Source organism: Chamaesiphon minutus PCC 6605, from assembly GCF_000317145.1.
Classification (GTDB): Bacteria; Cyanobacteriota; Cyanobacteriia; order Cyanobacteriales; family Chamaesiphonaceae; genus Chamaesiphon; species Chamaesiphon minutus.
Genome location: NC_019697.1, coordinates 1,083,585 through 1,097,718, shown reverse-complemented (window position 1 = coordinate 1,097,718; position 14,134 = coordinate 1,083,585). Strand labels below are relative to the sequence as shown.

Here is a 14,134-nt window from a genome sequence, read left to right as displayed (position 1 = left end):
CTGCCGTAGCGGCGCGCGTATCTGCTGACGCAGAGGCTGTGCCTACGGCAGGCTACGCCAACGCCAACGGCGGGTTTCCCGCCGTAAAAAGCGGATGCAACCACGCGGAGGTTTCCTCCGCATGTGTTGCACCAAGCAGCGCGACAAGACAGGCACAGCCTTCCAATTCGGAAATCGAGATTCCTGGCTGCATGGATCGATCGCAATAAGCAATAGATCCACACAGCATAATGTAGTTGGATATTGAGCAATACAATCTATTTATCGAGTAAAACTGGCTGCGTACTTCCATCTATACAAACAAAACGATCGGTAGTCACACGAACAGGAGCAGCAAAATTGTTAATGCCTTGTTTATGTTGGTATGTAACTCGGAATTGAGTACGACCACCAACTTGAGCAAAATTTCGCGTCGCCCGATGAACTGTGCCCGAAGTCAGTTGCTGTGTTCCACTCGGACCCAAGAGATTTTTGGGTACAAATGCGTTCTGAGTAGTGTCGAAGTACTCAAAATTCGTTACCTTTACCGTATCTGGAGTTCCATTTTGAATATTGACATTTACGTTAGCACAGGTGGGAGAGGCAGAGGCACGATCGCTTGCACCGAAACAAAGACTAACTGCTAATATCGATAGCAACACTTGAGCAGGTGATTGAATTTTAACGAGATTGATAAGCGTAGAAAATTTCATGATGATGTTCCTAGATTTATTAATTTAACTCGCTCTATATTAAATAAATTAGCTAGAGATCGAGTGGGTGAATAGTTATCAAGTCTGGCTGATTTTCATCTCCCATTCTTGCTGCTGTTATTAGTACGTGCTCGTGATGCGATTGGATCGAAATAATTGAACTTTTTATGAAAAATCTTTAACAAAGTGCTGAGATCTTTGCAGGACATGCAATCCAATGCTTTGGGCGGCATACAAATGTTGAATTTGAAGCTGATATACAGCATTTCGCAACTAAATAAAGTAGGATTGAGAGGAGAAGTAAAATCTTCCAGACAGAGTTTAAATAAAAAGTAGTAATAGTAAGTTAATGGTTATCGATCGGCTGTGAAAGTGCTGTAAAATATGTTTAGCTAAGTGTAGTAATTCATTGGGTGGTAAATTATCTTCTACACCGATGAATCTATGAAAAACTCACCTGATGCTCAACTAGTTCATAATTTGCGGCTCGGTCAGCATCAAGCTCTAACCGTTCTGTACGATCGATATGCTGGTTTGGTTTATAGCATCGCTCACCAAATCTTGCAAAATGCTCAGGAAGCAGAAGACCTCACCCAAGATATTTTTTTAACATTTTGGCAAAATAATAGCTTTAACCCAGATCGCGGATCTGTAAGTAGTTTTTTAGGACTCCTGACTAGATCGAGAGCGATCGACAAAATTCGGAAGCGGACTACTGCTAATAGTTTTTTGTCTCGGTGGCAGAAAACCATCACTGAAGAATCTACAGATCCCTCGCCATTAGAACAAGCGACAACTTCGGAAATTCAAACTAGTATCCATCAAGCGATGCAAGCATTACCAGAACTCCAGCGTCAAATCCTCAATCTGAATTATTATCAAGGTTTGAGTCACAATCAAATCGCTGAGTCTTTGGATCTCACGCCTGGGGTTGTCAAAAGTCGTCTCCGGCAGGCTCTGGTTCAACTCAAGGGACAGTTGACTGGTGTGGACAGATTAGATATAGATTAACCATGACAAACTCCGCCCTTTCTGACGAAACAAAACAGCTAGCTGCTGGGTATGTGCTAGACGAATTAGCACCACCTGAAGTAGAATTTTTCGAGCGCATGATGTTAGAAAATCCAGCTCTGCGCCAAGAAGTGCGAGAACTTCAGATGGTCTTGGGCGGTCTTGCCCTAGATGTACCTCAACTACAGCCACCAGCACATCTGCGTGCTCAAGTTCTGCAAGCCTCGGAGATCGTTGGCGAAGCCTCTCTGAAAGAGAATCGTCAAGTGGTAGCAACACCACCAAAAAAAACGAACTGGAGTAAGGTCGTCGCCATTTTTGCCCTCATCGCAGCAGTAGCATTATCGCTCGACAATCTCCGACTCCGACAAGATCTCAATTTTGCTCGACAACAAACGCCTGAAAGAGTGGCTAATTTGCTACAACGTCCCAATAGTAAATTAATCGCTCTGACAGATCGAACGAATCGAGCCACTGGTGGCACAGTCCTATTTACGCCAGGAAAATGGCAGGACGTGGTGGTGTCAGTTAAAAACCTGCCACCCCTGCCAGCAGACCAAGTATATCGATTGTGGTTGAGCCTAAACAATCAGCAGGTCATTTATTGTGGTGAATTTCGCACCGATGGACAAGGAAATGCGTCTGAGTCGATTAATCCACCGCAAGTGCCACCTCCTGGCACAAAAGCAACTGGTTTGTTTGTCACAGTCGATCGCCAAAATGCACCGCTAGTACCCACTGGGACGCGGATTATTGCGGGCGAAATCTAGGGCGCGTCCTACCGATTTCTGCCCCACGGAAAAGTCAAGAAACACTGACACAGTGGGGTGTTGACGTTAGCTAGCAAGAATTCGATATGGGACATTCCATGGCAAGTGAGTAACTTAGACAATCGCACTAGCAGCAGCTTCATCCAAGTATAAAGTTGCAGTGGGATACTTCCGCAAGAGCGTAGCAGGACAGGTTGGTGCAATTTCACCCGTCAGCATGGTTTTGACAATATTTGCTTTTCTAGTTCCCATTGCCAAACAGCAAATTTGTCGCGCCTTGCAAATTGTGGGTAAAGTCAGCGTCAGTGCGTATTGAGGGACGGCTTCAATTCGATCGAAAAATCCGGTATTTACCTGCTGTTGGCGAGACTTATCGGCTAATTTTACCAACTTGACGGGATAGCGATCGTTAAAATCGGCCACTTCCGGATCGTTAAAGGCAATATGTCCGGTTTCGCCAATTCCCAGAAAGCATAAATCGATCGGTTGTGCTGATAATAACCGATCGTAGCGATCGCATTCGGCGATCGGTTCTAAGGTATCGCCAGCGAGATAATGAAACTGACGCAGAGCTACTTTTTGCGCTACCATTTCCCGCATAAATAACTGAAAGCTCGCTGGATGCGTTCCGCCAATCCCCAAATACTCATCCAAATGAAACAAAGTTAGCCGTCCCCAGTCAATTTCGCCAAATGTGGTTAAATCCTTGAGCAACCTAATTTGCGAAGCTCCAGAGGCCAAAATCGCGGCTGCGCTCCCCTGTCGATCGATGGTTGCGCTCAGATAAGATTGAGTGTATTGGACTAAATGACTGACAAGATCTGCCTCATCGCGATAAACCTCTACCTGCAAAGCATCGACTTGAAAGGTACGTAATGGAGTAGGCATATTGATAGATCGTCGCTCGATCGTGACATCGGACGATCTTACCGCAGATCGGATCGGTCGCATGAGTAAATTATGCCACACCCTTACAAGCGGTGAGCGGGGCGCGGGGAAATGTTTTGGTTGTGCTAATCAACCATAATACTCAGATCGGCACTACCATAGTTATCAACTATCAACTATCAATTATCGACGATCGTCGTCGAGCGATACCTCGACCGTGGTTTTGTAGGATTCGACCTGATTGACGATCGCTGCGGTACTGCCCAAACCCAAGCCGAGCAGCATGGTTACCACCATAAGTTTACTAGTCAATCGGCTATCCGCAGGATTCGAGCAGCAGTTTTCGTCGCCAAAGTCGAGCGGGAATGTCTCTAGATCGAGCAAAACGTCGTTGGCGCACTCATATCTCTCGACACAATCAACCCGTGTCATTTGCTCCAAAATTGCTGCCAATCGATCGCTAATCTGGGTCAGATCTCGCCAGATAACTTCCTGCCATTCGTTCTTGGGTAAGTGGAGGGGATACTGTCCCGTCAGAAACTGAATTGCCGTCATTCCCAGCGCGTAAATATCGCTGCTATAAACAGCAACACCCTCAGCTTGTTCGGGCGCACTGTAACCAGGAGTTCCTACCACTGTATTCGGTTCGACTGACTCTGCGCTCAAGTCGCGTGCTGCACCAAAATCGATCGAACACAACTGTCCGTTGTCCCAACGGCGGATAATATTCGCAGGCTTAATATCGCCGTGAATGACTTGCTTCTCATGCACGTAGCCCAATACCGTCAGCATCTCGCGCAGAAACTTAACTACCTTGGCTTCGCTCCACTGATGCCCGATCTTAAATTCTTTACTCAGATCGTCGCCAGCGACAAAATCCTGAACCAGGAAAAAATCACCCTGATGCTCGAAGCACTCTACCTGCGTGGGGATCTGAGAGTGCTTGAAGCGCGCCAGAATTGCCGCCTCCAATTTAAATAACTGCAACAGCCGAGGATGCTCGACTTTGGGACGCAGTTGCTTGACTACACACTTCGGTTCGCCCGGTACAGTCAGATTCTTTGCTAAATAGGTGTGTGCAAATCCACCTTTACCGAGCCGTTTGATAATTTGATAACGACCATCCACGACGATATTCATGGGCTGGGTAGCAGAAATTGCTATTAAACTTCTGGTTACATATAATCGTTGATATTATCGATCGAAACTGTATGCTGTGAGACAATTAGACCTAACGATCGATTAGTAACTCTAATTCAGCAATTTGTATTGTTATGTAACCAAATTTCAATTCCTGTCAGGACAGAGCTTTGACAGCCAGACCGATTCCCAGAAACGATGCAGTTTTGATTAAATAATGCCATCGATAAGCCACAGCTATGACTCAAGTTATTGCCACCTTTTATAAATTTGTATCGCTAGAGAACTATCGCGAGCGTCGTCAACCCTTATTAAATCTGTGTCAGCAACATCAGATTAAAGGTACGATTTTGTTAGCGGCTGAAGGTATTAATGGCACGATTTGTGGTAGCAGAGCGAGTATCGATGCTATTCTTACTTATCTCAAAGCCGATTCCCATTTTGCCGACTTAGAACATAAAGAATCGATCGCGACTAAATCCCCCTTCGACAGGCTTAAAGTCCGGCTCAAACAAGAAATTGTCACCTTTGGCGTCCCCACCGTCGATCCTACCAATCTCGTCGGTACCTACGTCAAACCCCAAGACTGGAACGAATTAATCGCCAACCCAGACGTAGTTGTCATCGATACCCGCAACCAATACGAAGTCGAAATCGGCACCTTTGCAGGCGCGATCGATCCGCACACCGACTCATTTACCGAATTTCCCGAATACGTCGCCACCCACCTCGATCCACACCAACACAAACAAATCGCCATGTTTTGCACTGGCGGTATCCGCTGTGAAAAAGCTACCTCCTACTTGCTCTCTCAAGGCTTTGAGAACGTCTATCACCTGCAAGGCGGTATCCTTAAGTATCTCGAAGAAATTCCCGCCGCCGAGAGCCAATGGGAGGGCGAATGCTTTGTGTTTGACGATCGCGTCGCCGTTACCCACGGACTCGAACCAGGTACTCATCAACTCTGCTGGGGTTGTGGCAACCCGATCTCACCCTCAGATCTCGCATCGCCGCATTACGAACCAGGGATCTGTTGTCCCCGCTGCTACGCGACAATTACCCCCGCACAACGCGCTAGCCGCACCGAAAGATGGCGACAACTCCAAGATCGATAGTCTCATCCCATTTTCGATTGGGAAAGCCTTGCTGTATATGAAGTCTGCTAATTGAGTCGCAAGAACTACCCTCTACCCTCTACCCTCTACCCCAATTGACAGTCTGCTACCGAACCCGATAAGATGGCTGTGCTTGTAACGATAATGATTATCATTATATTAGAAACCTGTCACGCAAGATGCTGCGACACGCACCACGAACCCACCAATAATCTACCAATTTAATATGACGATCGCGAACATTAACCCTCGTCGCTCAAACTCAAAACAACCACTACGTCATAACTGGCTGGTATCATCAATCCTCGCAATCGGGCTAATAACTGGATGCACCAGCCCAAATAAACAACCTACAGACGCGGCTAGCCCCACAGCTAGCGAAACTCCAACCACAACCACAGCCGCAAATACAGACAGCAGCCCGAAGGTAGTAGTCACAAATACTGTCTTGTGCGATTTAACCAAACAAATTGCGGCTAGCACCGTAAATGTAGTATGCTTGCTTGCTGCGGGTAGCGACCCCCACGTTTACAAACTTACTCCCGAAGCCAGACAATCGATCGAAAAGGCTCAACTAGTGTTGTATGGCGGCTATGACTTTGAGCCAGAGCTAATTAAAGCGATTAAAGCGACATCCAATCCAGCCCCAAAAATTGCCGTACACGAAGTAGCGGTACCGAAACCCCAGCAGTTTGAAGAACATGGTAAAAGCACGGCAGATCCACACGTTTGGCATAATGCCCAGCATGGGAGCAAAATGGCCGAAACAATTGCTGCTAATTTAGAAAAATTAGTGCCAGCCCAAGCAGCAACTTACAAGCAAAATACTCAAAAATTAACTTCAGAAATCGGACAACTCGATACTTGGATTAAATCGCAAATAAATACGATTCCGGCTGCTAAAAAAGTGTTGTTTACAACTCACGATGCACTTGGATATTACTCCACAGCTTATGGAATTCCGGTTGATGCTTTAGAAGGATTGAGCACGGAAGAAAAGCCCAACGCCGCGAGAGCGAAAGAAATGGTTGGCAAAATTAAGAAAGTACAAGTTCCGACGATTTTTGCCGAACTAACACTCAATCCTAAACTACTTACCGCGATTGCTAAAGAAGCGAATGTGAAAGTGGCAAAGCAGGAACTTTATGTTGATGGATTGGGTGAAGCAGGCAGTTTGGGAGAGACTTATCAAAAAATGTTAGTTTCAAATACTAAAACTATCGTCGAAGGCTTGGGTGGTAAATATACACCTTTCCCTGTAAAATAAGCGCAGCAGCGTAGCTCGAATTCGATCGCCATAAGTAGCTATTCATATCAGTATTGAGTTATGAAAAGTTTTGAAAATTTAGGTTTGAGATAACGATCGGTTTTGCGATCGTGCAAGAAAATAGATCGGACTTCAAACCAGCACCGCCCATTTTTACAATTAACAATCATCAAAATGAATACTTTCCCGCGTTATCTAAACTGGCTCTCAATTACTGCAAGTTCGGTATGTGCTACTTTATTAATGGCCACTGCATCCCAAGCCATAGATTCAATTGCCACTAAGCCTAATTCGCCAGCGTCCAGCGTCACGCAAATTAATCCGAACCAACTAATTGCTGCCAGGAAAAAGAAACGGATTAAGCGCAAAAAAGTTAGAGTCCGTACTCAAGTCAAACCAGTAACCACTTCTACCACACCGACCACATCACCCACTGATGTGACCCAAACACCTCCCCCACCCACACCAGTAACGCCCCCACCCGCGCCATCCGAACCGAGCGTCACCCGCGAAGAGGTCGAAGCGTTACGCAAATCGAATCAAGAATTGCGAGAGAAATTGACCGAAGTTGATGGGAAGGCAGCGGAAACAACCAAAAAAGTCGAACAGCTCGACAAGCAACAGTTTTCAATTAACACCAAATTGTCAGGGCAAGTGATTTTTAGCGCGGCGGGGACTTTTGCTGGGGACTACTCCCGCAATGCCGCCTTCGGACATCGGACGCGGCTCGAACTCAAAACCGAAATCGGTAGCGGTACGCTCACTACTCGGCTCCAAGCAGTTGGATTTGGCTTATCTAACCAAAATCCCAGTCCGAATACTACTGCTGTTGCTACTCCAGAAGGGAGCTTATCCTGGACGGATGGCACCACCAACAGCAGCATCGGCATCGATGCGCTCAAGTATGAATTTCCGCTCTCCGAGCAAACACAGTTAGTCGTGGCGGCAAATGCTGGTGCTGCTGATGACTTTACCGATACTATCAATCCTTATTTCGATGGCGATGGTGCCAGTGGCTCGATTTCACTATTTGGCAATCGTCCCTCAATTTACTATACCGTTCAAGGTACTGGCGTCGGCATCCGCCACAAGTTAAGCGACACTGTCGAACTGAGTCTGGGCTATTTAGCTAGGACTGGTAACGATCCCGCACCCGGTAATGGATTATTCGGCGGTGGCTATGGTGCGTTGGCGCAAGTCAGTTTCAAGACGGGCGAAAATTCTAAAGTTGGTGTAACTTACACGCGGACTTTTAATTCCGATCCGGGTACGGGCAGTCTGAATGCAAATTTGGGTGGCATTAGCAACAATATTGGCGTACAAGGTACGTTCCAAGTGTCTCCTCAGTTAGCATTGGGTGGTTGGGCTGGTTATACCCAAAATCAAGCTCCTGGTGGCGACAGACAGATCTGGAACTGGGCGATAACTGCGGCGTTACCAGATGTGGGTGGTCAGGGGAATTTAGTTGGGCTGTTAGTGGGGCAGGAGCCACGGGTGGCTTCTTCGGGGGTAGATCCGCTCACGGGTGTGAATACGACCGATACTAAGGCTGGTTTGCATATTGAGGGCTTTTACCAGATTAAGGTTAATGACAGTATTAGTATTACGCCAGGGATTATTTACCTGACGGCACCGAATCAGGATGCTAATAGCAGCAGTGCTGTTATTGGTGCTTTGCGGACTACTTTTACTTTCTAGCGGCAGGTTAAAATTAGGGGACGATTCGATCGAATCGCCCCGAAAGTTATATTCTGTTCGCATCGACTCGATCGACTAGAGGAGCTAAGTAACGCCAGTTTCGCATAAGGGAGAGTTCACGCCAACGGGTTAAGGATATTTGCTTCGAGCGAGTCTCGCCGCCGATTGAAATCGGGTCTAGCACTGCAAAGTCCGCCTTCGCGGACTAATAGCCTAGTCCGCAAAGGCGGACTTTGCACCATGAGCCGAGACTTCCAGTCTCCAGGTTCTTCCGATCCCGCTAGCGTAGCATCTCCGACAGGAGAAACTGAACTTAAGCGCGCAACTGTTATCTACTTTTAGGTTGTTGTATCGATATGCTCGATTGCCGATCGATAAAAGTCGAGAATCTGGCGATCTTGCAAGCTGTAAAATACGTGCCGTCCTTGTTTGCGAAAATTGACTAATCGGATGGCCCTGAGCGTTCTTAACTGATGGGATACTGCCGATTCGTTCATCTCTAAAATAGCAGCTAAATCGCCAACACACATTTCTTTTGCGGCTAGGATTGAGAGAATTCGCAACCGATTAGGGTCGGCTAAAAAGCCCAAAAACTCTGACAGACGCTGTGCCTTTTCCACCGAGAGCATTTCGGTGGGAATGGCATTCACATCAGCAGAGTGACTTGGATGGGAATCTTCACAACAAAGCTCTTCCTCATCCTCGATCTTTACTGGTTCGGTCGATCGATCTGACATCTATTTGTCGCAGCCACAGCCTGTGTGTCCGCAACCTTGTCCTGCTGGATGACCGTTAGCACAAGCATCGCCGCAGTAGTGTTTGCCGTCTTTGACGATCGCATCTGAGAGCGAAACTATGCACAAGCAAGACTCACAAGCACATTTCATCTGAGTGACAGTAGACATGGTGGATCTCCTTTGAGTTACTTTAATATCTTAACACCTGAATGTACATTCAGATATAAAAAACTGTGCAGCTTGACAAATTTTAGCAATCGGGTAGCTTTATAATGGCATCGAGTCACTTAAAGATATTTAAGATGAAACCATTTAACATAGTACTGCTGTCTCTTGCTGGAGCGATCGGATCTACTTATCTCGCCCAAGCTAATCCTCCTCAACAGCAGCCAGTGGAAACGACACTCAAACCCTGGAAAATCCAGCCTGTGGCAGCACCCACGATCGACCCCAAATCTGCTCACCAAGCTTTAATTGCCCGACAAAAGCAGCTTGCCTATCGAAACTTCAGTTGTGATTGCAATGGCTGTAGAATGGCCGCACAGCAACTAGGCGTGACGCTGAATTAGATTGCCAGTTCGCCCGATTTTAGTTCTTGGCGAATTGTCGTTACACAATTGGTGCAGCCACACCCAAATTTAGCGATCGCTGTTTGTTGCAATCGGCGTTCGTAATTCAGTGGTGAAATCCCATCTTCGATCGATTGAAGAGTATTGACTCGATTCTCGGAGATCGACGATCCATTAATAATCTGACGATTGCTATCGCCAGAGTTTTGCAGCGGTATTGCATAACTGGGATCTGTCAATAGCGCAGCAGCGAGGATCGAACCAGAACAAGCCATTACTGTTAATTTATTTTTATCCATTATCAGCGCGGGATGGGTGGATGGCTACTATTATATGCGATCGAAACTCGAATTTAAGTTTAAGACGATCGAGATCTTATTGCTGTGGAAATCGGGCAATCTTAGTCAGATTAATTTCCGAGCCAACGGGTGTTAAAAATCAGTCTGCGAATGAATAAATGCGATCGTTTTTACATGACGACTTAACTCGATTCTCCACGCGAGAGGCTGCGCCAAAGATATCACCGAATTATTGTATTCTATTAACCATTTTTTTAACGATTCTTAATCTACGTGTGGAATCATAACAATGAGTTGTAAATAATGATTCTCGTTACCACACAACTTGCTGTTGTTAGATTCGCGCACCTGAAACTGTTCGCGAATTGAATATAACTGTCTCCACGATAGCTTTTCAAAAATCCCCTATATTTAAAGCGTCATGCAAACTGGAAATCACGTTATCTTCATTCACCCCGATGGTACTAGCCCATCCCATTACGGCGCGGCAAGGTTCCTCGAAGTTGGACCAGATGGACGACTTAACTGGGACAAACTCGACAAAGCAGCCGTCTATCTCGGTCACATGGAAGACCAAGTCGGCGGTACATCCAATGGTGGTGCTGTGACCCACGCTACAGGCGCAAAAGTCTTTGCTGAATCCTTCGGATTTGAGAAAGATAATAGCAATATTAAATCTCTATCTGGCACCAACAAAACGATCGTCGAAGAAGCCCGCGATGCAGGTAAAGTGACGGCATTGGTTCAGTCAGGGGCGATCTTTGAGCCTGGTACAGCCGCATTTGTTGCCAAAACTAAGGACATTACCAATCCAGACGGTACCAAGGTTGTGCCCCGCTCTCAACAAACAGAAATCGCCAAGCAGGTGATTAATTCTGGGGTGAACTTTATCATGGGCGGTGGGGAACTGAACCTGATTCCCATCGGTCAGGCAGGTTTTCATGGTACGGCGGCTGAATATGATGCTCTGAGCAAAAGCTCGCTCGTCCGTCCCACCGAAAACTTAATCGATCTGGCAAAAAAGAATGGCTATACGATAGTCTATACAGAACAACAACTTAACGATCTCCTCGATCCCAAAAAGACTCCCGTAACACCTACTAAAGTATTGGGTGTATTTGCACCGATTCATACTTTTAACGATCGACCAGAAGAAGCCTTAGCCGCAGCGAATCTGTCACTGTACAGGGAGTCCGCTCCGACAATTGGTGAGATGTTGGATGTCACCCAAAAGTTGATGGAGAAACACCCCAACTTCAAGAATGGATCGATCGCGATCGTTGAAGAAGAGGGTTCGGATAACTTTGGGAACAACAATAACGCTGCTGGCACGATCGAAGGTACTCTCCGCGCCGATAAAGCTATTGGTGTATCGCTAGATTTTATCAATCGCTATCCCAATACTCTACTCCTCACCGCTGCCGATAGTGATGCGGGTGGATTGCAGGTAGTTGATGTTGCCAGTCCCACTGCCAACGTTGGCACGATTAATAATAACCCTACAACTACCCCTCGTCCGATCCCCTTAGATGGTAAAAATGGTGCGGGTACGGCTCCATTTATCGCGGCTCCCGATGCCAATGGGGACAGATTCCCCTTCGCAGTTGCTTGGGCGAGCTTGCCTGATTTTAGCGGTTCGATCGTTTCCAAAGCCCACGGTCTCAACGCTGATAAGCTGCCTGCTACCGTAGATAATACGGCGATCTATGAGTTGATGTACGAGACATTGTTCGAGAAAGAACTGACCTCGCGCAATCCCTCACCCACCAAAGCTCCAGCCGCAACTAAAAGTACTGGAAACGTCATCTTCATCCACCCAGATGGTACCAGTCCTTCCCATTACATGGCGTTGCGGAACGTAGATAAAGGGCCAGATGGCCGCTTGAATTGGGACAACATGTCTAATGCAGGTGTCTATCTGGGACACATGGAAAACCAGTTGACGGGTACTTCCAATGCTGGCGCGGTGACTCACGCCACTGGCACCAAGCTGTTTAATGAGTCTTTTGGCTTGCAAGAAGATAACTCTACTATAGTGCCAGCTTCGGGTAACGTCGGTAAGACAATCCTCGAAGAAGCGATCGAGGCTGGTAAAGCTACCGCATTGATTCAGTCAGGACAACTTGCCGAGCCTGGTTCCGCTGCCTTTGCGGCTAAAACTACCAATCGCGATGGTAACGATATTCGGGCGCGGGACAAGTACGCCGAAATCATCGAGCAGGTGATTCGTTCTGGTACTAACGTCATTTTTGGTGGTGGGGAGCTATATATGCTACCCAAGGGTACGACCGGATTTCACGTTACAGCCGCGATCGATGCGACTGAAAGTCGGGCAGAACGTCGTCCAACCAAAAACCTCATCGATTTGGCTAAATCTTTGGGTTATACAGTGGTGTACACCGAAGACCAAATGAATCAGGTGGTTAATAGCACCAACCCGCCATCGAAGATCTTAGGTGTATTTGCGGCAAGAAATACATTTGACGATCGCACCGAAGAAGCATTGGGCTTAAATACTGCCAATCCGCTACCCCTATATGTTGCCACGGCTCCAACTGTTGCCGAAATGCTAGAGGCATCGTTGAAGATCCTCAAACGCGATCCCGATGGTTTCTTCGTTGCTTTAGAAGAAGAAGGCACCGACAACTTCGCCAATAATAATAACGCAGTTGGCACGATCGAAGCAGTCCGGCGGGCTGATGCTGCCATTGGTGTTGCCAAAAATTATGTCGATACCCAAGACCCCAACACCTTAATCCTGACGGCGGCTGATAGTGATGCAGGTGGTTTGCAAGTCTTCCAGTATGCTCCTTACAATCGCCCTAGCACACCCAGTGGTAACATCACTACTTCACCCGTTATTCAAGATAGCGAGACCGCAGTTCCATTCTTTGGTGTCAACCCCACCACTACCAATACCAACCGCGCCTTCTTTGATGGTGTTAATGGTAGTACCGCCAGTGCCGAGTTCCCTTGGAAACCTTTTGCTGCAAAGAATAGCATCGATGGTCCGATGGGTAACTTTGTTGTCAATTGGGTGGGTACCCCAGATTTCCCTGGTAGTATCGTCTCCAAAGCCTACGGGATGAATGCCGACCAATTACCTAGCACGCTCGATAATACCGAGATTTACAAACTGATGTACCGGACTCTGTTTGGTACCGACAGTCGCCAAACTCTAGTACCAGGAACTGCTGGTGCGGATGACTTGGTAGCTAGCGTGACGCCAGGTTTCGATGGTATCAACGACTTGGTATTCACGGGTGCGGGTAACGACAGCGTGGATGTACCGATCGCTGGTGAATTCGCTGGCAAAAATCGGATCGATCTCGGCAGCGGTAATGACATCATTTATGTAGCCAATAACGATCGCGCCTTCGGCAGTGCTGGCGACGATATTTTCGAGGCGTATGATGTCAAAGATTACCGCATTTCTGGTGGTGCTGGTAACGATACCATCTACCTCGGTGCCAATGGTCGCGCTTTAGGTGGCGATGGTAACGATCGGTTCTTTGCTGGTACTGGTGGTGCTAATCTCCTCTCTGGTGGTGCTGGTGCCGACCAATTCTGGATTGCTAATGCCGAACTTCCTAGTGCGGCGAATACGATTTTGGACTTCCAAATCGGTACTGACGTAATTGGAATTCAGGGTGCTAAAAGTCTGGGAATCAGTGCGACTAGCCTGACATTAGCTCAGGTTGGTGCCGATACCTCGATTAACTTTGGCGGTCAAACTTTGGCACTCCTGACAGGTATTCAAGCTAGTAGTTTGACTCCTGGTAATGCCAGTCAGTTTGTGTTTGGTTAATTCCTGACATACCAACCGCTGGTTCTATCTAATATTCCGACAAATTAACATCATAGCTCCAACATTCTTAAAGAGTGTTGGAGCTATGATTTTTGAGGTGGATGATGAGTAGACAGATGAACTAGTAGAGCGGGCAAATC

Annotated in this window: 15 protein-coding genes; 7 read left to right on the top strand and 8 right to left on the bottom strand. The window is 47.0% G+C overall.

Translation table 11 applies throughout. The annotated features are described in order from the left end of the window. Positions 1-52 precede the first annotated feature (52 nt). Positions 53-229: a hypothetical protein gene (locus CHA6605_RS33650; protein ID WP_157259808.1), complete on the bottom strand. Its 177-nt coding sequence runs from the start codon at positions 227-229 to the stop codon at positions 53-55. Between the two features lie 28 nt (positions 230-257). Further along, positions 258-692, bottom strand: coding sequence for a hypothetical protein (locus tag CHA6605_RS04960; RefSeq protein ID WP_015158441.1), 435 nt, complete (start codon positions 690-692; stop codon positions 258-260). Positions 693-1,136: 444 nt separating this feature from the next. Between CHA6605_RS04960 and CHA6605_RS04955 the strand changes: the two genes are divergently transcribed. Together CHA6605_RS04955 and CHA6605_RS04950 are read left to right on the top strand one after the other, a co-directional pair. Then, positions 1,137-1,703, top strand: a complete 567-nt coding sequence (locus CHA6605_RS04955; RefSeq protein ID WP_015158440.1) for a sigma-70 family RNA polymerase sigma factor — start codon at positions 1,137-1,139, stop codon at positions 1,701-1,703. Positions 1,704-1,705: 2 nt separating this feature from the next. Beyond that, positions 1,706-2,473, top strand: coding sequence for an anti-sigma factor (locus CHA6605_RS04950; RefSeq protein ID WP_015158439.1), 768 nt, complete (start codon positions 1,706-1,708; stop codon positions 2,471-2,473). 114 nt (positions 2,474-2,587) lie between these two features. On the opposite strand, the gene CHA6605_RS04945 is transcribed toward CHA6605_RS04950, so the two are convergent. Next, a complete protein-coding gene (locus CHA6605_RS04945; protein WP_015158438.1) occupies positions 2,588-3,361 on the bottom strand; it encodes a glucosamine-6-phosphate deaminase in 774 nt (257 codons plus the stop codon). 183 nt (positions 3,362-3,544) lie between these two features. Next, positions 3,545-4,501, bottom strand: coding sequence for a serine/threonine-protein kinase (locus CHA6605_RS04940; RefSeq protein ID WP_015158437.1), 957 nt, complete (start codon positions 4,499-4,501; stop codon positions 3,545-3,547). Positions 4,502-4,740: 239 nt separating this feature from the next. On the opposite strand from CHA6605_RS04940, the gene trhO reads away from it, so the two are divergent. From trhO to CHA6605_RS04925, 3 genes are all read left to right on the top strand, one after another. Continuing rightward, complete coding sequence (trhO, locus tag CHA6605_RS04935) at positions 4,741-5,616, top strand: oxygen-dependent tRNA uridine(34) hydroxylase TrhO (protein ID WP_015158436.1); 876 nt, start codon at positions 4,741-4,743, stop codon at positions 5,614-5,616. 226 nt (positions 5,617-5,842) lie between these two features. Further along, entirely contained in the window at positions 5,843-6,883 is a 1,041-nt protein-coding gene (locus tag CHA6605_RS04930; protein WP_015158435.1) for a metal ABC transporter solute-binding protein, Zn/Mn family, read from the top strand. Positions 6,884-7,057: 174 nt separating this feature from the next. Further along, complete coding sequence (locus tag CHA6605_RS04925; RefSeq protein ID WP_015158434.1) at positions 7,058-8,581, top strand: iron uptake porin; 1,524 nt, start codon at positions 7,058-7,060, stop codon at positions 8,579-8,581. A gap of 116 nt (positions 8,582-8,697) precedes the next feature. Here CHA6605_RS04925 and CHA6605_RS36075 read toward each other — a convergent pair whose 3' ends face one another. The 3 genes from CHA6605_RS36075 to CHA6605_RS32515 all read right to left on the bottom strand — a co-directional run bounded on the left by CHA6605_RS36075 (position 8,698) and on the right by CHA6605_RS32515 (position 9,486). Next, positions 8,698-8,823 (bottom strand): hypothetical protein, encoded by a 126-nt coding sequence (locus tag CHA6605_RS36075; protein ID WP_269744563.1) that lies wholly within the window; start codon positions 8,821-8,823, stop codon positions 8,698-8,700. Positions 8,824-8,919: 96 nt separating this feature from the next. Continuing rightward, positions 8,920-9,318, bottom strand: coding sequence for an ArsR/SmtB family transcription factor (locus tag CHA6605_RS04920; protein WP_015158433.1), 399 nt, complete (start codon positions 9,316-9,318; stop codon positions 8,920-8,922). After that, positions 9,319-9,486, bottom strand: coding sequence for a metallothionein (locus tag CHA6605_RS32515; RefSeq protein ID WP_015158432.1), 168 nt, complete (start codon positions 9,484-9,486; stop codon positions 9,319-9,321). It abuts the gene before it with no gap. A gap of 134 nt (positions 9,487-9,620) precedes the next feature. Here CHA6605_RS32515 and CHA6605_RS04915 point away from each other — a divergent pair, with 134 nt between their 5' ends. Then, complete coding sequence (locus CHA6605_RS04915) at positions 9,621-9,887, top strand: hypothetical protein (protein ID WP_157259805.1); 267 nt, start codon at positions 9,621-9,623, stop codon at positions 9,885-9,887. On the opposite strand, the gene CHA6605_RS04910 is transcribed toward CHA6605_RS04915, so the two are convergent. Continuing rightward, positions 9,884-10,186, bottom strand: a complete 303-nt coding sequence (locus CHA6605_RS04910) for a hypothetical protein (RefSeq protein WP_015158430.1) — start codon at positions 10,184-10,186, stop codon at positions 9,884-9,886. The two genes, CHA6605_RS04915 and CHA6605_RS04910, sit on opposite strands and share 4 nt — an antisense overlap. Before the next feature lie 421 nt (positions 10,187-10,607). Here CHA6605_RS04910 and CHA6605_RS04905 point away from each other — a divergent pair, with 421 nt between their 5' ends. Continuing rightward, positions 10,608-13,994: an alkaline phosphatase gene (locus CHA6605_RS04905; RefSeq protein ID WP_015158429.1), complete on the top strand. Its 3,387-nt coding sequence runs from the start codon at positions 10,608-10,610 to the stop codon at positions 13,992-13,994. Positions 13,995-14,134: the final 140 nt, after the last annotated feature.